General features: G+C 62.8%; 19 protein-coding genes. 4 read left to right on the top strand and 15 right to left on the bottom strand.

Annotated features, from left to right (window positions below):
• Window positions 1–132 precede the first annotated feature (132 nt).
• The 12 genes from ACOYNB_RS05310 to ACOYNB_RS05255 all read right to left on the bottom strand — a co-directional run bounded on the left by ACOYNB_RS05310 (window position 133) and on the right by ACOYNB_RS05255 (window position 10,844).
• Window positions 133–930: a tRNA threonylcarbamoyladenosine dehydratase gene (locus ACOYNB_RS05310; RefSeq protein ID WP_422838084.1), complete on the bottom strand. Its 798-nt coding sequence runs from the start codon at window positions 928–930 to the stop codon at window positions 133–135.
• A gap of 10 nt (window positions 931–940) precedes the next feature.
• Window positions 941–1,759 carry a tol-pal system protein YbgF gene (ybgF, locus tag ACOYNB_RS05305; RefSeq protein WP_422838083.1) on the bottom strand — a complete coding sequence of 273 codons (819 nt, stop codon included), beginning with the start codon at window positions 1,757–1,759 and terminating at the stop codon, window positions 941–943.
• Between the two features lie 32 nt (window positions 1,760–1,791).
• Window positions 1,792–2,343: a peptidoglycan-associated lipoprotein Pal gene (gene pal / locus ACOYNB_RS05300; RefSeq protein WP_374258498.1), complete on the bottom strand. Its 552-nt coding sequence runs from the start codon at window positions 2,341–2,343 to the stop codon at window positions 1,792–1,794.
• Between the two features lie 34 nt (window positions 2,344–2,377).
• Window positions 2,378–3,688: a Tol-Pal system beta propeller repeat protein TolB gene (tolB, locus tag ACOYNB_RS05295; RefSeq protein WP_422838082.1), complete on the bottom strand. Its 1,311-nt coding sequence runs from the start codon at window positions 3,686–3,688 to the stop codon at window positions 2,378–2,380.
• A gap of 99 nt (window positions 3,689–3,787) precedes the next feature.
• Complete coding sequence (gene rng / locus ACOYNB_RS05290) at window positions 3,788–5,290, bottom strand: ribonuclease G (RefSeq protein WP_422838081.1); 1,503 nt, start codon at window positions 5,288–5,290, stop codon at window positions 3,788–3,790.
• A 26-nt stretch (window positions 5,291–5,316) separates the two neighbouring features.
• Window positions 5,317–5,937: a Maf family protein gene (locus tag ACOYNB_RS05285; RefSeq protein WP_422838080.1), complete on the bottom strand. Its 621-nt coding sequence runs from the start codon at window positions 5,935–5,937 to the stop codon at window positions 5,317–5,319.
• Between the two features lie 15 nt (window positions 5,938–5,952).
• On the bottom strand, window positions 5,953–6,420 hold the full coding sequence (gene rlmH, locus ACOYNB_RS05280) for a 23S rRNA (pseudouridine(1915)-N(3))-methyltransferase RlmH (protein ID WP_420818024.1): 468 nt from the start codon (window positions 6,418–6,420) through the stop codon (window positions 5,953–5,955).
• The gene (gene rsfS / locus ACOYNB_RS05275) at window positions 6,420–7,229 is read right to left on the bottom strand and encodes a ribosome silencing factor (RefSeq protein ID WP_422838078.1); all 810 of its coding nucleotides are present in this window, start codon (window positions 7,227–7,229) and stop codon (window positions 6,420–6,422) included. The genes rlmH and rsfS overlap by 1 nt, the downstream gene beginning before the upstream one ends.
• Window positions 7,216–7,866, bottom strand: coding sequence for a nicotinate-nucleotide adenylyltransferase (gene nadD / locus ACOYNB_RS05270; RefSeq protein ID WP_422838077.1), 651 nt, complete (start codon window positions 7,864–7,866; stop codon window positions 7,216–7,218). The genes rsfS and nadD overlap by 14 nt, the downstream gene beginning before the upstream one ends.
• Window positions 7,867–7,879: 13 nt before the next feature.
• A complete protein-coding gene (gene hemF / locus ACOYNB_RS05265; RefSeq protein ID WP_422838075.1) occupies window positions 7,880–8,803 on the bottom strand; it encodes an oxygen-dependent coproporphyrinogen oxidase in 924 nt (307 codons plus the stop codon).
• A gap of 15 nt (window positions 8,804–8,818) precedes the next feature.
• Window positions 8,819–10,105 (bottom strand): phosphoribosylamine--glycine ligase, encoded by a 1,287-nt coding sequence (purD, locus tag ACOYNB_RS05260; protein WP_374258507.1) that lies wholly within the window; start codon window positions 10,103–10,105, stop codon window positions 8,819–8,821.
• A 16-nt stretch (window positions 10,106–10,121) separates the two neighbouring features.
• Complete coding sequence (locus ACOYNB_RS05255) at window positions 10,122–10,844, bottom strand: YebC/PmpR family DNA-binding transcriptional regulator (RefSeq protein WP_422838074.1); 723 nt, start codon at window positions 10,842–10,844, stop codon at window positions 10,122–10,124.
• A 193-nt stretch (window positions 10,845–11,037) separates the two neighbouring features.
• Here ACOYNB_RS05255 and ACOYNB_RS05250 point away from each other — a divergent pair, with 193 nt between their 5' ends.
• A complete protein-coding gene (locus tag ACOYNB_RS05250; RefSeq protein ID WP_422838073.1) occupies window positions 11,038–12,600 on the top strand; it encodes a helicase HerA-like domain-containing protein in 1,563 nt (520 codons plus the stop codon).
• 22 nt (window positions 12,601–12,622) lie between these two features.
• Here ACOYNB_RS05250 and ACOYNB_RS05245 read toward each other — a convergent pair whose 3' ends face one another.
• Together ACOYNB_RS05245 and lplT are read right to left on the bottom strand one after the other, a co-directional pair.
• Window positions 12,623–13,018: a glutelin gene (locus ACOYNB_RS05245; RefSeq protein ID WP_422838072.1), complete on the bottom strand. Its 396-nt coding sequence runs from the start codon at window positions 13,016–13,018 to the stop codon at window positions 12,623–12,625.
• 91 nt (window positions 13,019–13,109) lie between these two features.
• Window positions 13,110–14,399, bottom strand: a complete 1,290-nt coding sequence (gene lplT / locus ACOYNB_RS05240) for a lysophospholipid transporter LplT (protein WP_422838071.1) — start codon at window positions 14,397–14,399, stop codon at window positions 13,110–13,112.
• A 206-nt stretch (window positions 14,400–14,605) separates the two neighbouring features.
• On the opposite strand from lplT, the gene alr reads away from it, so the two are divergent.
• The 3 genes from alr to radA all read left to right on the top strand — a co-directional run bounded on the left by alr (window position 14,606) and on the right by radA (window position 17,728).
• The gene (gene alr / locus ACOYNB_RS05235; RefSeq protein WP_422838070.1) at window positions 14,606–15,715 is read left to right on the top strand and encodes an alanine racemase; all 1,110 of its coding nucleotides are present in this window, start codon (window positions 14,606–14,608) and stop codon (window positions 15,713–15,715) included.
• Between the two features lie 111 nt (window positions 15,716–15,826).
• Complete coding sequence (locus tag ACOYNB_RS05230; protein WP_422838093.1) at window positions 15,827–16,321, top strand: acyl-CoA thioesterase; 495 nt, start codon at window positions 15,827–15,829, stop codon at window positions 16,319–16,321.
• Window positions 16,322–16,354: 33 nt separating this feature from the next.
• Window positions 16,355–17,728, top strand: coding sequence for a DNA repair protein RadA (gene radA, locus ACOYNB_RS05225; RefSeq protein ID WP_422838068.1), 1,374 nt, complete (start codon window positions 16,355–16,357; stop codon window positions 17,726–17,728).
• Between the two features lie 21 nt (window positions 17,729–17,749).
• On the opposite strand, the gene murJ is transcribed toward radA, so the two are convergent.
• Window positions 17,750–19,312 (bottom strand): murein biosynthesis integral membrane protein MurJ, encoded by a 1,563-nt coding sequence (gene murJ, locus ACOYNB_RS05220; protein WP_422838067.1) that lies wholly within the window; start codon window positions 19,310–19,312, stop codon window positions 17,750–17,752.
• Window positions 19,313–19,462: the final 150 nt, after the last annotated feature.

Genomic DNA, 19,462 nt, shown 5'->3' with positions numbered 1-19,462 from the left:
ATTCGAACCTGCGACCAACGGATTAAAAGTCCGCTGCTCTACCGACTGAGCTAACGACCCCCGGGAAAGACATAAATTGTAGCGTGTTTTTTGAGATCACCGCAAGCCCAAGCGGGCACTGTCTCAAAAAAGTCAGATCGCCAGGAGCGCCTCGATCATCTGCGCCGCAGCCACCATGCCGAACGTCGCCGTCACCGTCACGCTGGAACCGAAACCCGCGCAGTTCAGGGAACCATCACCGGTCGCCCCGAGTTCGCAACTGTCCTGGGGGGGCAACACGGCTTCGCGGGAAAACACACAGACCAACCCCATGCGCCCCCGTCTTGCGCCACCGTGACGTTGACGCCACCGCTGTCGCAACGAGGCCAACAGCGGGTCATGCGTCACTTCTGACAAATCGGCCACTTCGACCAGATGCGGGCGCGTTTTGCCACCCGCCGCGCCCACAGTCACCACAGGCTTGTGATGCATGGCTGCCCAGGCTGCCATGGCGGCCTTGGCGCGAACCTGATCGCAACAATCGATCACGCCATCCAGTTGCCCAGCCTGCAGCAAGTCCGCCACATTGGCCTCGTCAACAAACTCTTCCACAGCGACAACCTCGCACTCGGGGTTGATCTGCGCGATGCGCTCTTGGAGGGCATGAACCTTGGCTTGCCCCAGTGTGCTCTCCAAGGCATGAACCTGCCGGTTGATGTTCGACTCTGCAATGTTGTCGAGATCGATCAACACCAGTTTGGCGACACCACTGCGAGCCAGTGCTTCAGCCGTCCAGGATCCGACCCCACCCACACCGACCACCGCCACCCGCGCAGCACGCAGGCGCTCATAGGCCGCGACACCATGCAACCGGCGCAAGCCACCGAAACGGCGATCGGGATCAGGCTGGCTTGCCGCAACCAGCAGGTCGTCATCGGCTAACACGGACACCGTCGTCAACTCACTTGCCCTTGTTGCGCGCAGGCGCAGTGCCACCGGGCATGGTCAGCAACCGATCGCGAGCAGCTTGCGCCGCTTCGGTCTGTGGATACTGTTTGACCAACTGCTCCAGCGTCTTGCGCGCAGCAGTCATGTCCTTCAACTCGGTCTGGCAGTTGGCAATCGAGAGCATCGCTTCAGGCGTGCGGACATGGTCAGGCGCCTTGTCGACCAGTTGCTTGAATGCCTGAATCGATTCTTTGTACTGACGCAGGCCGTAGTAACCGTTGCCTTGCCAGTACCAGGCCGCTTCCTTGTAGCTCGTCTGGGGATACTGCTGCAGCAGATGGACCAAACCATCCACCCCCGTCGCAAAGTCCGCGGCGCGCATGCGTGCCATGGCGTCGTCATAGGCACGCTTCTCATCCGGGTCGGCCTTGAAGGTCTTGCCATCCACGGTCACGACCTGCGGCTCCAGCTTGCGCAAACGCTCGTCTTGCGCAGCCTGCATGTCTTTTTGCTTGCGCTGCATCTCCGACACATCGCGCAACAGCACTTCACCTTGCCCACGTTGCTGGGCCAACTCACCGCGCATTTGCTCGACCTGCGCATTGAGGTCCAGCATGCTGCGCTTGAGTTGATCAATCTGCGCTTCCAGTGCTTTCACCTTGGCGCTGTTGGCCTCGGCATCCTGGGTGCGCAGTTGGCGCAGGTCCAGGATGGCGCGGCGCGCATCCTCGTCTTCAAACAACCCAGCGTGTGCACCACATGTGGCGAACAGCGCAGCCATGGCCACGACCAACGGGCGGGCACGAACAAACACAGGGCGAACAACACGCATGGGATTTCCTCGAGACAGATGCGACGTCAGGATCAACGATCCTTGATTTCAGCGCGGCGGTTCTTGGCCCAGACTTCTTCGCCCGAACCTTGCACCGCAGGACGCTCTTCACCGAAGCTCACCGATTCGATTTGGTCGCCCGACACGCCCAGCAGCGTCAGCGACTTCTGAACAGCTTCGGCACGCTTTTGGCCCAGGGCCAGGTTGTACTCGCGGCTGCCGCGCTCGTCGGTGTGACCTTCGATCACAACCTTCTTGCTCTTGACGGCATTCAGGCGCTTGGCGTGGGCCTCCACAGCACCGCTGAACTCGCTCTTGACCACGAAGCTGTCGAAGTCAAAGTAGATCACGCGGGTCAGGCCAGCCGCATCCGCGTCAGCATTGCTGGGCGCCACGACCACAGGGGCCACGTTGCTCGAAGCCACGCCGTTGCTGTCGGCATTGCCAGGCACGTTGGCGGTGGTGATGGGCGCAGCGCCGTTACCAGCTTGGTCGTCCAGTTTCACAGACGAACCACAGCCCGCCAGAGCCAGGGTTGCGGCACCGATGGCCGACAGAATCAGGGAGCGAGTCGAAATGGTCATTGTTTTCTCCAATCAAAAAGACAAGTGACAAGCCTTAGCGGCGCAAAGGCGCCAGGAAGGGCCCCCACACCGGTTCACGCACATCAGCTTGAGGGGTAGCCAGACGCGCCTTGATGCGGCCGTCCAGCGTGGTCGTCATCAACACATCACGCCCTTGCGCACGCGTTGCATAAATGATCTGCTTGCTGTTAGGGGCAAAGCTGGGGCTTTCGTCGTCACGGGTGTCCGTGATGACCTTGACAGCACGCGTCGACAGGTCCATCAGGTGCACACGGTAACCACCATCGGCCATGCCGATGTAAGCCATACACTTGCCGTCCGGACTGATGGCGGGGCTCACGTTGTAGCTGCCCGAATAGGTCACGCGCTCAACGCTGCCACCTGCTGCCGGTACACGGTAGATCTGCGGCGCGCCGCCGCGGTCGCTCACGAAGTACACCGTGTTGCCGTCTGGCGACCACGCCGCCTCGGTGTCGATCGAATAGCTTTGCGTGAGGCGTCGCAGGCCTTCACCATCGGCACCGATCACGTACAACTGCGAACCGCCATCGCGGCTCAGCGTCACCGCGATCTGGCGACCATCGGGCGACCAGGCTGGGGCACTGTTGGTGCCCTTGAAGCCCGCCACCACACGGCGCTTGCCCGAGAACACGTCCTGGACCACGACCACAGCCTTGCCGCCTTCAAACGACACGTAGGCCAACTGGCGACCATCCGGCGCCCATGCGGGCGAAATGATGGGCTGCGGACTGGCCAAGGCAGCTTGCGCCCCCTCCCCGTCCGCATCGGCCACCAACAAGGTGTGTCGCGCACCCACCTTGCTCACATACGAGATGCGCGTGGCGAACACGCCCCGGTCGCCCGTGAGCTTCTGGTAAATGTCATCCGCAATTCGGTGCGCGCTCTGGCGCAAGTCACCGGCTGGCACCACTAGGCTCATGCCACCCAGACTCTGGCCTTTGAGGGCATCCCACACCTGGTAGCGCACATCAAAACGGCCATCGGCCAACTGTGTGACGGAACCGGCCAGCAAGGCGTCAGCGCCCTTGCCCTTCCAGTCCGACAAGTTCGGGCGACTGGTTTCGTCCAGGGCGGCCGCACTGGCGTCCAAAGACTTGAACAAGCCACTGCGCTCCAGGTCGGTCTTGACGATGGCAGACAAGGGCTGAGGCGCCCGCGCTTCCTCTCGGAAACGTCCAATGGCCACCGGAATCTGGGTGGCCCCCACGCCGGAAATTTCGACGCGGAACTGCGCTTGCGCGCTCACGGGCACCAAAGCCAGACCAGCCGCCAGGGCCAGCCCACCCAGCAGGCCACGCGACAACGCGCGACGCGACATGGACATCGTTGGGGAATCCTTCATGAAACAGCCTTGTTGATCCGGGCTGAATTGTGCCCCTTTCGGGGGAAAAGTTCCGTTCGGGTGCGTAACAACCTTGCTCGCTCAGAGCAGAACGATGTCGTATTGCTCGGGCGACATGGAGGGTTCGGTTTGCAGCGAAACCGGCTTGCCGATGAAATCGCTCAAGCCAGCCAGGTGCTGGCTTTCTTCATCCAGCAGCATCTCGACCACCGCGGCACTGGCCACGACCCGGAATTCGCGCGGGTTGAACTGGCGCGCCTCGCGCAGGATCTCGCGCAGGATGTTGTAGCAAACGGTTCGCGCCGTCTTGACCTGCCCGCGGCCTTCGCAGGTCGGGCAAGGCACGCACAAGAGGTGCGCCAGCGACTCACGCGTGCGCTTGCGGGTCATCTCCACCAGCCCCAAGGGCGAGAATCCGCTCACGGTGAACTTGGTGCGATCGCGGTCGAGTTGCTTGCGGAACTCGGCCAAGACCGCGTCGCGGTGCTCGTCACGCAACATGTCGATGAAGTCGACGATGATGATGCCGCCCAGGTTGCGCAAACGCAGTTGCCGGGCAATGGCCTGCGCCGCCTCGAGGTTGGTCTTGAAAATGGTCTCGTCGAAGTTGCGCGCGCCCACATAGCCACCCGTGTTCACGTCGATGGTGGTCAAGGCCTCGGTCTGGTCAATGATGAGGTAACCACCCGACTTCAACTCCACGCGACGGGCCAAGGCCCGCTCGATTTCCGTGTCGATGTTGTACAGGTCAAAAATGGGGCGCTCGCCTTTGTAATGCGACAGCTTGGCCACAGCCGAAGGGGTGTAGACCTGGCCGAACTCCTTGAGCGATTCAAACTGAATCAGCGAGTCGATGCGGATGCTCTGCACCTGCTCATTGACCAGATCGCGCAAGACACGTTGCGCCAGGTTCAGCTCCTGGTACAGCAAGGTACCGGGCGCGGCCTTCAGGCCAGCCTCGCGGATCGTGGCCCAGGTCTTGCGCAGGTAGGCGATGTCCATGCCCAGCTCGTCATCCGAGGCATCCTCGGCATTGGTGCGCAAGATGAAACCACCCGAACGGGTGCGGCCCTCGCGGTTGTCCGCCTCGCCCAGCAGGCGCAGCATGCGTTCACGCAACTGCTCGCGCAACTCAGGTGAGCCAATTTTTTGCGAAATGCCCAAGTGGTCATCTTGCGGCAGGAACACGAGCAACCGGCCCGCCACGCTGATCTGGGTCGACAGGCGTGCGCCCTTGGTGCCAATCGGATCCTTGATGACCTGCACCATCAGCGTCTGCCCTTCGTGGACACGCTTTTCGATGGGCACTTGCACCTCACCCGAACGGGGATGCGAACGCGCCTGCCCATCCTCGCGGTGCAGATCGGCCACATGCAGGAAAGCCGCGCGCTCCAACCCGATGTCGATGAACGCGGACTGCATGCCGGGCAAGACGCGCACGACTTTGCCGGCATAGATGTTGCCGACGAGGCCACGCTCCAGCGTGCGCTCGATGTGCAACTCCTGCACCGCGCCGCTCTCGATGATGGCAACGCGGGTCTCCTGAGGAGTCCAGTTGATGAGAATGTCTTGTGAATGGGCCATGTGCGGCAATTTACCGCATCACGGACTCAGAAATGCCAGCCCAGTGGCTTGAGCAGCTCTGCGGTCTCAAACAAGGGCAGACCCATGATGCCGCTGTAGCTGCCATCGATGCGCTCCGTCCAGGCGCCCGATCGCCCCTGGATGGCATAAGCACCCGCCTTGCCCATGGGCTCACCGCTGGCCACATAGCGCTCAATTTCGTCGGCGCTCAAGGTGCGCCAGCGCACGTGCGAGGTGCTCAGGCGCAAGGCGCCCTCCACCACCACGGCGGTCAAAACCCGATGCGCGCGACCTGATAAACGAGAGAGCATGGATGCCGCATCGGCATCATCGGCCGGCTTGCCCAAAATGTCGTTGTCAATGGCCACGGTGGTGTCCGCACACAGGATGGGACCGACGTCCCAGTCATGCCCCACGACTTCACGTCGACGCCGCAGACGCTGCTTGGCGGCTTCCCATTTGGCCAGAGTCACGCGCTGAACGTAATCCTCGGGGCACTCGTTGGGCAGCACTGCCTCCAGACCCTCGGCATCCTCGTGCGCATCCGGCAAGAGCAAACGATGAGACACACCCAACTGATCAAGCAGTTGTCGGCGACGAGGGCTTTGAGAGGCGAGATACAGCCAGGGCGCAGCGTTGGAAGACACAGCAGGCAGACGGGCTCAGGCCCGATGGTAAGGATGGTTGTTGCGCAAAGACCAGGCACGGTACAACTGTTCCAGCAGCAGCACGCGAGCCAGCGCATGAGGCAGTGTCATGTCCGACAGGCGAATGGCCTCATCTGCGGTCTTTTTGAACTCGGGGTCGATGCCATCGGCGCCGCCAATGATCAGCGCGACATCGCGACCATCGTGCAACCACGCTTCGGTCCGTTCGGCCAGTTGCACGCTGGTCAGACGCGTGCCACGTTCATCGAGGATGACACGACGTGTGCCGCGCTCGATGGCCGCCTCCATGCGCGCCGCCTCGGTCTGCATGATGACCGGCACGGGCTTGCCCTCACGAGGTTCGGCCTTCAAGGCCTTGACCTCCACCTTCCAGTCGGGCGGGAAGCGCTTGAGGTAATCCTCACACGCTTCGTTGGCCCAGTCTGGCAGGCGGTGGCCAATCGTGACCACCGTCAGCTTCATCAGCGAGCAGCCTTCTTGGTTGCGGCCTTCTTGGCAGCCACCTTCTTGACGGCCACAGGCTTCACGGCGACCTTCTTGGCGGCGACTTTCTTGACCGCCACAGGCTTACGGGCGGGCGCCTTCTTCTCAGGCGCGTTCACCACGACCTTCTTCACGGTGGAAGCCTTCTTCGCGACCACTTTCTTCGCAGCGACCTTCTTGGCTGCCACGGGCTTGGCCGCAGCGGACTTGCTCACCGCTGTGGTCTTGCTGGCCGCCTTCTTCACGGCCACCTTCTTGGTGGCTGCGGGCTTGGCTTCAGCGGCCTTGACGGGCTTGGCAGCGGACTTCTTGGCGGGCGCCTTCTTGACTTCAGGCGGCGTGGTGGCGGCCTTGCGGGCGGCTGTGGTCTTGCCAGAAGCCTTCTTGGGCTTGACGGGCGCTTCGTCCATCGGCTCCGAGGCCTTCACCAGACCCGTTCGGGTAGCCTTGGCCTTGAGCGCCACGGGCTTCTCACCCCAGATCTCTTCGAGCTGGTAGTACTGGCGGATGGCGGGCTGCATCACGTGCACCACGGCTTGGCCGCAATCCACGATGATCCACTCGCCGTTGTCTTCGCCTTCGGTGCGAGGCACGGGAAAACCGGCTTCCTTGACCGATGTGCGAACACTGCTGGCCAGCGCCTTGGTCTGACGGTTGGACGTACCCGTGGCGATGACCACGCGTTCGAACAACGCAGACAGGTGCTCGGTGTTGAACACGGCGATGTCTTGGGCCTTGACGTCTTCGAGGCCATCGACGATGGCGCGTTGCAGTTTACGGATGTCCATTCAGGTTGGGGTGCCGGGAGGCGTAGAGTTGATGGTTGGCAATATAGCGCGCTACCGCTGGGGACACCAGCGCTGGCGCAAGCGAAAGAGGATCTTCTCCACGATCCAGGCGTTCCCGAATCTCGGTAGAAGACACATGCATGGGAGGCAACCCGAGGGTCACCACCCTATGAGAATGGGACTGCAGGGCCGTCGGCGCTTGCGGCGCCACCGCCCCACGACAGGCCACAGCCAGCGTGACCCGTTCGAGCAATTCGACCCAGCCATGCCAGGTCGGAAAGTTGGCGTACTGGTCCTGTCCCATGATGAGGAACCAGTCCGCCTGCAGGCCAGTCTCAGCGGCCTGCACTTGCAAGGTGTGCACCGTGTCCAGCGTGTAGCTGGGGCCGGTGCGTCGCAATTCCAGGTCATCGACCACGAATCGCGGTTCGTGTGCCGTGGCGGCTCGCACCATGGCCAGCCGGTCCGCCGCAGGGGCCAGTTGGCGGCTTTTCTGCCAGGCTTGACCCACAGGAATCCAGCGAACTTCATCCAGCGCCAGCGTACGCAACGCCTCGTCCGCCAAGGCCACATGCGCGGCATGCACCGGATCGAAGCTGCCGCCCATCAGGCCAATGCGGCGAACCGGCGAGGTCATCACCGGCGACCCCTCACACCCAACTGCGCGCTGGCAAGAAGTCCGTGTACAGCACGGACTCAGGCGAGCCAGCTTCCGGATGCCAGTCGTAGCGCCACTTCACGATGGGTGGCATGGACATCAGGATGCTTTCGGTGCGACCGCCTGACTGCAGGCCAAACAGCGTACCGCGGTCCCAGACCAGGTTGAACTCGACGTAGCGACCACGGCGATACGCCTGGAAGTCGCGTTCGCGCTCACCATAAGGCGTGTCACGGCGACGCTGCAAGATGGGCAGATAGGCTTGCGTGAACGCGTCCCCCACCGACCGGATCATGGCGAAGCCACCTTCAAAGCCCAACTCCGAAAAGTCGTCAAAGAAGATGCCGCCAATGCCGCGCGCCTCGTTGCGGTGCTTGAGGAAGAAGTACTCATCGCACCACTTCTTGAAGCGGGGGTATTTGTCGTCGCCGAAAGCGGCCAGCGCGTCCTTGCACACCTGATGAAAGTGCTTCGCATCGTCGGCAAAGCCATAGCTGGGCGTCAGATCCATCCCGCCACCGAACCAGGCCACCACGGAACCGTCGGGCTTGTGGGCGGCCAGCATACGCACGTTCATGTGCACGGTGGGCGCGTAGGGATTGCGCGGGTGAAACACCAGCGACACCCCCATGGCCTCGAAGGGGCAGCCCGCCAATTCAGGACGATGCTGCGTGGCCGATGGCGGCAACTGGGGGCCCTTCACGTGGGAAAAGTTGCACCCGCCACGTTCGAGCACATTGCCCTCTTCAACCAGCCGCGAGCAGCCGTCGCCCTGCAGGCGCTCACCGGGCTCACGCACCCAGGCATCCTGCACGAACGGCTTGCCGTCCTCGGCTTCGAAGGCCGACACGATGCGGTCTTGCAGGTCCAGCAAATAGGCGCGAACCGCAGCCGTGTCCATGTGAGAAGTTGTCATGCCATCTCCGTCGGCTCAGCGGCTCTTGATCGCGCGCCAGCCGATGTCGGTGCGGAACTGCATGCCGTCAAACTGGACACCACGCATGTAGTCATAGGCACGTTGCTGCGCCAGCTTGGCCGAATCACCCAGCGCGGTGACGCACAACACACGGCCACCGCTGGTGCGGATCTGACCATCTTCACCCATGGTGGTGCCCGCGTGGAACACCATTGCGTCCTCGGCATCAGCCGGCAAGCCCGTGATGACATCGCCCTTGCGTGGGTTCAGCGGGTAATCGGCTGCGGCCAACACCACGCCCAGTGCAAAGCGACGGTCCCACTCCAGCTCGACCTCGTTCAGCGTGCCATCGGTGGCGTGCATCATCACGTCGACCAGATCGCTCTTGAGGCGCATCATGATCGGTTGCGTCTCGGGATCGCCCATGCGGCAGTTGAACTCCAGCGTCTTGGGGTTGCCGTTGGCGTCGATCATCAGACCGGCATACAGGAAACCCGTGAACGGGATACCGTCCTTGGCCATGCCTGCCAGCGTGGGGTTGATGATTTCGTGCATGGCCTTGGCATACACATTGGGGGTCACGACCGGCGCAGGCGAATAAGCCCCCATGCCACCCGTGTTCGGGCCGGCATCGGCGTCCAGCAAGCGCTTGTGGTCCTGACTGGTGGCCATGACGGCCACGTTCTTGCCATCGGACATGACGATGAAGCTGGCTTCTTCGCCTTCCAGGAACTCTTCGATCACCACACGGGCGCCGCCCGCGTTGTGTTGCACGCCCAGTTTGTTGTCCAGCAGCATCCAGTCCACAGCCTGATGCGCCTCTTCCAGCGTCATGGCCACGACCACACCCTTGCCGGCGGCCAGACCGTCGGCCTTGATGACGATGGGCGCACCGTGCTTGTCCACGAAGGCGTGGGCCGCCTCGGCTTCGGTGAAGGTTTCATAGAAGGCCGTGGGAATGCCATGGCGCTTCATGAAGTCCTTGGCGAAGGCCTTGGAGCTTTCGAGTTGCGCGGCCTTCTGGGTGGGGCCAAAAATGCGCATGCCACGTGCGCGGAACTCGTCCACCACGCCGGAAGCCAGCGGCGCTTCGGGGCCTACCACGGTCAACACCACCTTGTTTTCCTGCGCGAAGTCAGCCAGGGCCTTCACATCGGTGATGGGCACATTGACCAGACGCGGATCGCGCGCGGTGCCACCGTTGCCGGGCGCCACAAAAATCTTGGACGCTTTCGGAGACTGGGCCAGTTTCCAGGCCAGGGCGTGTTCGCGGCCACCAGAGCCAATGACGAGAATGTTCATACGTAAATCAGCTCAATCAGTTCATTTCGGCGTTGTGATAGACCTCCTGGACATCGTCCAGGTCTTCCAGCACATCGAGCAGCTTTTGCATGCGGGCGGCATCGTCACCCGACAGTTCCACCGGCGTGTCGGCACGCATGGTGACTTCGGCCATTTCGGCGTTCAGGCCTGCACCTTCCAGCGCGGTCTTCACGGCTTCAAAATCGGACGGCGAGCTCAGCACTTCAATGGATCCGTCATCGTGGGTGATGACGTCCTCGGCGCCGGCTTCCAGCGCCACTTCCATGACCTTGTCTTCGCTCACACCCGGGGCAAACAGGAATTGGCCCACGTGCTTGAACTGGAAGGCCACCGACCCTTCGGTCCCCAGATTGCCACCGTGCTTGCTGAACGCATGACGCACTTCGGCCACCGTGCGGACACGGTTGTCGGTCATGCAGTCCACGATGATGGCGGCGCCGCCAATGCCATAGCCTTCGTAGCGAATTTCTTCATACGTCACCCCGTCGAGGTTGCCCGTGGCCTTGTCGACGTTGCGCTTGATGTTGTCGGCCGGCATGTTGGCAGCCTTGGCCTTGTCAATGGCCAGACGCAGACGGGGGTTCATGGCGATGTCGCCGCCGCCCTGACGGGCCGCCACGATGATTTCGCGGGTGATGCGCGTCCAAATCTTGCCGCGCTTTTCGTCTTGACGACCTTTGCGGTGTTGAATATTGGCCCACTTGGAATGACCGGCCATGGCGTGTGCTCCGAAGGGAAAGTTGTCTGTTGGGAACGACAGAACGCGCCCCGGTAACACACCGGCGCGCGCTGCGAAAAGTGCCCAGCTCAAGCTGAGTAATACTGCGATTTTACCCGCCGGCGGGTTTGACCCGGATCAGACCCCGAACGAACGCGCCGGAAGCACGTTTTCCCTGCACGTGGAGCCCCTCATGGCTGACCCCATCCTGCTCGCCCGACATGGCGACATCGAATGTCATTTGCTGCCCGCATTGGCCAACCGTCACGGCCTGATCACCGGCGCGACAGGCACCGGCAAGACCATCTCGCTGCAAAGCCTGGCCGAGAGCCTCTCCAAAATCGGTGTCCCGGTGTTTCTGGCCGACATCAAGGGCGACCTGACCGGGATCTCGCAAACGGGCACGGTCTCGCCCAAGCTGGCTGGCATCCTGGCCGAACGCGGCCTCGACACGCCCGAGCCCTTCGCCTGCCCCACCACGCTGTGGGACGTGTTTGGCGAACAAGGCCATCCCGTTCGCGCCACCATCTCCGACATGGGCCCCCTTCTGCTGGGGCGCATGCTGGCTTTGAATGACACCCAGCAAGGCGTGCTGCAACTGGTGTTCAAGATCGCCGACGACAACGGCCTGCTGCTGCTTGATCTCAAAGACTTGCGCGCCATGCTGCAGCACGTGGGAGACAACGCCAGCCAGTTCACCACCGAGTACGGCAACATCAGCCCTGCCAGCATCGGCGCCATCCAGCGCGGGCTGCTGCAGGTCGAAGAGCAAGGGGGCGACCAGTTCTTCGGCGAACCCATGCTCAACATCGGCGACTTCATGCAGACGGTCGATGGCAAGGGTGTGGTCAACATTCTGGCGGCCGACAAGCTGATGAACTCGCCCCGGCTGTACGCCACCTTCCTGCTGTGGATGCTGTCCGAGCTGTTCGAAACGCTGCCCGAGGTCGGCGATCTGGACAAGCCCAAGCTCGTCTTTTTCTTTGACGAAGCGCACCTGCTGTTCAAGGATGCGCCGACCGCTCTGATCGAACGCATTGAGCTGGTGGTGCGACTGGTGCGTTCCAAGGGCGTGGGCGTCTATTTCGTGACGCAGAACCCGCTGGATGTGCCTGACACCGTGCTGGGCCAGTTGGGCAACCGCGTGCAACACGCCTTGCGCGCCTTCACACCCCGTGACCAGAAAGCCGTCAAGAGCGCCGCCGAAACCATGCGCGCCAACCCCGGCCTGGACATCGCCACCGCCATCACGGAACTGGCTGTGGGTGAAGCCCTGGTCAGCTTGCTGGACGACAAAGGACGACCCGGCGTCACCCAGCGCGTGTTTGTCTGCCCGCCGGGCAGCCAGATCGGTCCCATCACCCCGGCACAACGCCAAGCCTTGCTGCAAGGCTCCCTCGTGGCGGGTGTGTACGAAAAAGCCGTGGACCGCGAGTCGGCCTACGAGAAGCTGAAGGGCCGTGCCGCCGCGCCAGCGGGCACACCGCCAGGCGCCGGTCGCTCCATGAAAGACGAAGCCGCCGATGCAGTGCGGGGCGGCGCCCGCGATGCGGCCACCGATGCGGCCGGTGCCAGCGCGGGCGGCTGGCTCGGCGACATGGCAGGCGACCTGCTGCGCGGCAACGGTCGCAAGGACTCCATCCTGGAGACCGTGGCCAAATCGGCCGCACGCACGATTGGCTCCACCGTGGGCCGTGAAATCATCCGCGGCGTGCTGGGCTCCCTGCTCGGGGGCGGAAGCAGCCGCCGTCGCTGATCAAGGTCGGATGGTTAGGGGCTCAGCGTCCCCAACCACGGCGGCCATCATCCCAGTCATCGTGATGATGGTGATGGTGGTGTCGCCAATTCGGGCGCTCCACCACCGGGACGGGATAGCCATACAGTGGCGTCACCACTTGAGGAGGCGGCATGTACACCACCCGCGGCTGCGGAGGCATGATGACAGCTTGGGGATACATGACGACGGGCGGCGGCGCATAAGCCACCACACCAGGCTGCTGCACGACGCCCCACCGACTGTTTGACACCGTGGTTCCGACTCGCCCCACGCCTTGCAGCGGTGCATCCACATTCACTGCCCAAAAGACGCCGCCCGCATGGGCGACAACAGCCCCCAGGGCCAAAAATGCACCCACAGCACCGCGGCGCAACAGGGAAAAACGGGAAGCGTTCATGAGAGGTCTCCTTCGACCTCCCTTCAACGCACTGGCCGCCCGCGCCGACGACAGCTGTTTGTAAGCTGTTGTTGCGACCGGCCTTACCCGCTCAATGGTGACTGTGGTGGCCGTCGCTGCGCGCCACCGCCAGGAGGTGATTCACCTCTTCGGGATGGTTGACCAAATTACGGCGATGCCACATGCCGATCAGGGCCATGGTGCTGGCCACGAACAAACCGAAGGCTGTAATGGCGCCAAATGCCGACAAGCCGGACTTGGTCAAGGCGCTGTAAAGGAAGCCCAGCACCAGGATGCACGCCTGCTCGTTGAAGTTCTGCACGGCGATGGAGCGCCCGGCCCCCATCAGGTTGTGCCCACGGTGCTGCAGCAGCGCATTCATGGGCACCACCAGGAAACCGCCCAGGCCACCCAGGATGATCATGAACGGGATGGTGGGCCCTAGATCGCGCAGGAAGTTCATGCCGATCACCAGCAAGCCCATCGCCACGCCCATGGGGATCACGCGTGTGGCCATGTCCAGACGCATCTTGACCGATGCGATCACGGCGCCCACCGCCGTCCCGATGGCCACCACCCCCACGAGCGAGGAAGCCTTGGTGGTGTCGTAACCCAGCGCCACGGCCGCCCACGCCAAGACGATGTAACGCAAATTACCCGACACGCCCCAGAACAAAGTGGTGGTCGCCAGCGAAATCTGCCCCAACTTGTCTTGCCACAAACGGCGGTTGCAACGAGAAAAATCGCGCACCAGTTCCACCGGGTTGGCAGCAAAGGGCTGCAACGGGGTATCGGTGCGAGGGATCCGCAGGTTAAAGATCGCCGCCACCACATAGAGGGTGATCAGCGCCGCAATCGCCGCCTCCGGTGCTGTGTCGATGCCGGTATCAATCCAGGGCAAATCCAAAGCCAGCAGATGCGGCGCAATCACATGCCCCATCAACTGCCCACCCATGACCACCCCAAGGATGATGGACGTGATGGTCAAGCCTTCAATCCAGCCGTTCGCCTTGACCAACTGGGAGGGGGGCAACAACTCGGTAAGGATGCCGTACTTGGCTGGCGAGTACGCCGCCGCCCCCAGGCCCACCACGGCATACGCCAGCAAGGGGTGCAGGCCAAACAGCATCAGCAAACAGCCGATCACCTTGATGCTGTTGGACAGGAACATCACCTTGCCCTTGGGCAGCGCATCGGCGAACGCCCCCACAAAAGGCGCCAACACCACGTAAAACAGCGCAAACATTGGGACCAAAGCGGCCCGCTGCCACTCAGGGGCGCCATCGGATTTCAGCAGTTCCACGGCTGCAACAAACAGCGCGTTGTCAGCCAGCGAGCTGAAGAACTGCGCCGCCATGATGGTGAAAAAGCCTTTTTTCATGCGCGAGCGAGTTCCAGTATCAAGATCCGTGAGTGACAGGACAGGGGCAGACCAGTCCTGACACAAGTCAGTCGGCCGTGGCAACTTGGCGCCGGTTATAGCACGACCATCACCAATGGGCCGTGCTGCAGCGCACAAGCTGAGCAATCCACCCCGTTAGTTGGGACACTGGGGCCAACCCTTGGCAAGGCTGGCAAAATGCGCTCATGCCACGTCCGCTTGAAGCCCTGATTCACCTCGACGCCCTTCGACACAACCTGCAGCGCGCTCGCGACTGCGCCCCGGATGCGCAGGTCTGGGCGGTGGTCAAGGCCCACGCCTACGGGCATGGCCTGAAACGAGTCTACGAAGGCTTGCGCGGCGCAGACGGATTTGCCCTGCTCGATATCGCCGAAGCCCAACGCCTGCGTGAACTGGATTGGCGCGGCCCCATCCTGCTGCTGGAGGGCGTGTTCGACGCGCGAGATCTGGAATGGTGCTCGCGACTCGGGCTGTGGCATGTCGTTCACTGCGACGAACAGATCAACTGGCTGGCCCAGCACAAAACCGAATGGCCGCACCGCGTGTTCCTGAAGATGAACACCGGCATGAACCGCCTGGGCTTCACGCCGCAGGCCTTCCGGAACGCCTGGCTGCGCCTGAATGCCCTCACCCAGGTCGACGAGGTGTCATTCATCACCCACTTCTCGGACGCTGACACGCCCAAAGGCATCGCCCAGCAAGCCGAAGTCTTTTTGAGCCACACGGCCGACTTGAGTGGCGAACGCAGTCTGTGCAACAGTGCGGCCACCCTGAGGCATGCCCACGACCCGGCCATCCGTGGCGACTGGGTGCGCCCCGGCGTCATGCTGTATGGCGCCTCGCCGGATTACCCCGAGCACGACGCCACCCACTGGAACCTGCAGCCCGCCATGACCTTGCACAGCAAGCTCATCGGCGTCCAGCATCTGAAAGCCGGTGACACCGTGGGCTACGGCAGCCGCTTCACCGCCGACCGCGACATGCGCATCGGCGTGGTGGCCTGCGGCTACGCCGACGGCTACCCCCGCCATGCACCGGACGGCACGCCGGTGCTGGTCGATGGCGTGCGTGTGCCGCTGGTGGGTCGTGTGTCGATGGACATGCTGGAAGTCGACCTGACGAACGTGCCCCAAGCACAACTGGGTACCGAGGTCACTCTCTGGGGGCGCGGCCCTCATGACAGCCTGCTGTCGATTGACGAGGTAGCCCAACATTGCGGCACGATTGGCTACGAGCTGATGTGCGCCCTCTCCCCACGTGTCCCAGTGGAAGTCCTGGAACCGCACGGGGCATAACCCCACAACCGTGTTGCTGCGCACCAATTCGGCACACTGCTTGCTTGCCCACAAGGCATCTTTTCATTTTGCGCACTGCAGCGGTTCGCGTTGCATTCATTTTTCATGGACATTGATCACCAACGCCACCAATTGCGCATGACCGTGCTGATGACGCCGGACATGGCCAACTTTTCCGGCAATGTGCACGGCGGCACCATCTTGAAGCTGCTGGACCAGGTGGCTTACGCTTGTGCAGCGCGCTATGCTGGCAGCTACGTTGTCACCCTGTCGGTTGACCAAGTCACCTTCCGCCAACCCATCCACGTGGGTGAACTGGTGACCTTCCTCGCATCGGTGAACTTCACTGGCAAGTCTTCGATGGAGATCGGCATCAAGGTGATTGCCGAGAACATTCAGAGTCAGGTGGTGCGACACGCTCAAAGCTGCTTCTTCACGATGGTCGCCGTTGGCGAAGATCGCAAGCCCACCGCCGTCCCCCCCCTGACACCCAACACCCCAGACGAAGTGCGGCGATTCAAAGCGGCGCAATTGCGTCGCTCGCTGCGGCAGGAGCTGGAACAGAAGTTCAAAGCGATTCAAGCCGGCGAAATCACCGGCGATTGAGGCCCCTGCGGCCAGGTCGCCGACAATAGCGGCATGGCCAAAGACAAGACCGTTTACACCTGCAGCGAGTGCGGAGGCATCAGCCCCAAGTGGCTGGGCAAATGCCCGCACTGCAACGCCTGGAACACGCTGGAAGAAACCCGCGCCGAGTCCAGCCCCGGCAAAAACCGCATGCAGGCGATGGCTCGCGGCCTCAATGCCGCGCAGCCCGTCACCACCCTGTCGCAGATCGAGGCCGCAGAAGTGGCCCGCACCCCCACCAGCCTGGAAGAACTGGACCGGGTGCTGGGGGGCGGCATCGTCGCAGGCGGCGTGGTCCTGATTGGCGGCGACCCCGGCATCGGCAAATCCACCCTGCTGCTGCAAGCGCTGGACGCGCTGTCGCGCCAGATGCCCGTGCTGTATGTCACCGGCGAAGAAAGCGGCGCACAGGTGGCGTTGCGCGCCCACCGACTGGGACTGGATGGCTCACAGGTTCGGGTGCAAGCCGAAATCCAGCTGGAAAACATCCTGGCCACGCTGGACGCTGAAAGGCCCGCGTTCTGCGTCATCGACTCCATTCAGACCCTGTTCTCGGACCAACTCAGCTCAGCCCCGGGTTCGGTGGCGCAGGTGCGCGAGTGCGCAGCCCACCTCACCCGCGTGGCCAAAGCCAGCGGCTGCACCATGGTGCTGGTGGGCCACGTGACCAAAGAAGGCGCGCTGGCCGGCCCCCGCGTGCTGGAACACATTGTGGACACCGTGCTGTACTTTGAAGGTGACACGCACAGCAGCTTCCGTCTGATTCGCGCCATCAAGAATCGATTTGGTGCCGTCAATGAAATCGGCGTGTTCGCCATGACAGACAAGGGCCTCAAGGGCGTGACCAACCCGAGCGCCATCTTCCTGTCCACCCACAGCGAACCCGTGCCAGGCTCGTGCGTGCTGGTGACGCTGGAAGGCACGCGCCCCATGTTGGTCGAAATTCAAGCCTTGGTGGATGCTGGCGGGCCCAGTCCGCGGCGCCTGAGCGTGGGGCTGGAACGCGACCGCCTGGCCATGCTACTGGCCGTGTTGCACCGCCATGCCGGCATGGCCTGCTTTGATCAGGACGTTTTCGTCAACGCCGTGGGCGGGGTGCGCATCAGCGAACCCGCCGCCGACTTGGCCGTTTTGCTCGCCATCCAGAGCAGCCTGCGCGGCAAGGCCCTGCCCAAGGGCTTCATTGCGTTTGGCGAGGTGGGCCTGGCCGGCGAGGTTCGCCCCGCGCCTCGGGGGCAAGATCGCCTCAAGGAAGCGGCCAAGCTGGGTTTCACGATCGCGGTGGCCCCGAAAGCCAACGCCCCCAAGAAACCCGTTGAGGGACTGACGATCCACGCGGTGGAACGCGTGGAAGAGGCCATCGAGCTGGTGCGCAGCCTCATGTGAGGCCCGGGCCACCGTGCTGCGTCAGCGTCGAATGGCCTGACGCAGATTCAGCCCCGTCGCGGCCAACGCCCCGAAGTACACCACCGCGGCCCCAACCAGACACCCTGTCAAGAATCCAATCCGCGCCATGGGATGCGCACGCAGACCGATCCAGTCGATGTGATGGGCTGCCGCCCACATGCCCGCCCCCAGCAGCGCCGTGGCAAACACCACACGGGCAGTGAAGACGCCCCAGCCTGATGCGGGCTGGTACTTGCCGGCCTTGCGCAAGCCCATCAGCAACCAGCCGGCGTTGACCAGCGAGCCCAAGCCAATGGACAGAGCCAAGCCGGCGTGCCCCAGCATCGGCACAAACATCGCATTGAACACCTGCGTGAGCGCCAACACCGTGATGGCAATGCGCACGGGGGTGCGAATGTCTTGACTGGCATAAAAACCGGGCGCCAGCACCTTCACCCCGATCAAACCCATCAAGCCCACACCGTAGCAGGACAGCGCCATGACCGTCTGCTGCACATCATTCGGACTGAATCGCCCGTAGTGGTACAGCACCGCCACCAAGGGCTTGGCAAACACGAGCAAAGCCAGCGCACTGGGCAAGGCCAACAAGACCACCAACCGCAGCCCCCAGTCCAGCAGCTCAGAGAAACGCGCCGTGTCGCCACCAGCTTGTGCGCGCGACAACTGAGGCAGCAGCACCACCCCCAATGCCACACCCAACATCGCCGTCGGGAACTCCATCAAACGGTCGGCATAGGTCAGCCAGGACACCGCCCCCGCCCCCAGATGGGACGCGATCTGGGTGTTGACCAACAGGGACAACTGCGCCACCGACACCCCCAGCACCGCAGGCGCCATCTGGCGCAGCACACGCTTGACGCCCGGGTGATGCCAGGCCTCGCGCCAACGCGCCGGGGTCATCCCCAACCGGGGCACCATGCCAATTTTGAGCAAGGCCGGCACCTGAACACCCAGTTGCAAAACCCCGCCGACCATCACGCCCACCGCCAGGGCGTACACGGGCTCGATGCCATGGTCACGAAACTGTGGCGCCACAAACACTGCCGCCAGGATGGTAGAGAGGTTGAGCAGCACCGGCGTGACCGCCGGCACGGCAAACCGACTCCAGGTGTTGAGAATCCCGGCGCTCAAGGCCACCAGTGACATGAAACCGATGTACGGGAACATCCATCGGGTCATCACCACTGCGACATCGAAACTGCCGCTTTCTTTCAGGCCCGAGGCCATCGCCCAGACCAGCACAGGCGCACCCACCACTCCCAGCACACAGGTCATCAGCAAGGCGCCAAACAACACGGTGCCTACGGCATTGACCAGATCATGCGTGGCCTGCTCGCCGTTCTTGGTGCGGCTTTCAGCCAGGATCGGTACGAACGCTTGCGAGAAGGCCCCCTCGGCAAACAGGCGTCGCAACAGATTGGGGATACGAAACGCCACGTTGAAGGCGTCGGTGGTGGCACTGGCCCCGAAAGCCGCCGCAATCAGCAACTCCCGAACCAACCCTGTGATGCGTGACGCCAGAGTCATCAGGGACACAATGGACGCAGATTTCAGCAAGCTCATTGGTCCATTATAGGAAGCCACCCTTCGCGTTCGCTGAAAAACTAGGCAAATCCACCCCGCGTGTGGTATGCTCGAAGGCTTTCCAACCCACTTCTGCCCTTGTTCGGTGCGAATTGGCTTAGAGCGGGCACATGGGGTGTCGTCAGTTCG

The sequence above is a fragment of the Aquabacterium sp. genome, from assembly GCF_049317225.1.
Taxonomy (GTDB): Bacteria; Pseudomonadota; Gammaproteobacteria; order Burkholderiales; family Burkholderiaceae_C; genus Aquabacterium.
This window is presented reverse-complemented; position numbering and strand designations above follow the sequence as displayed.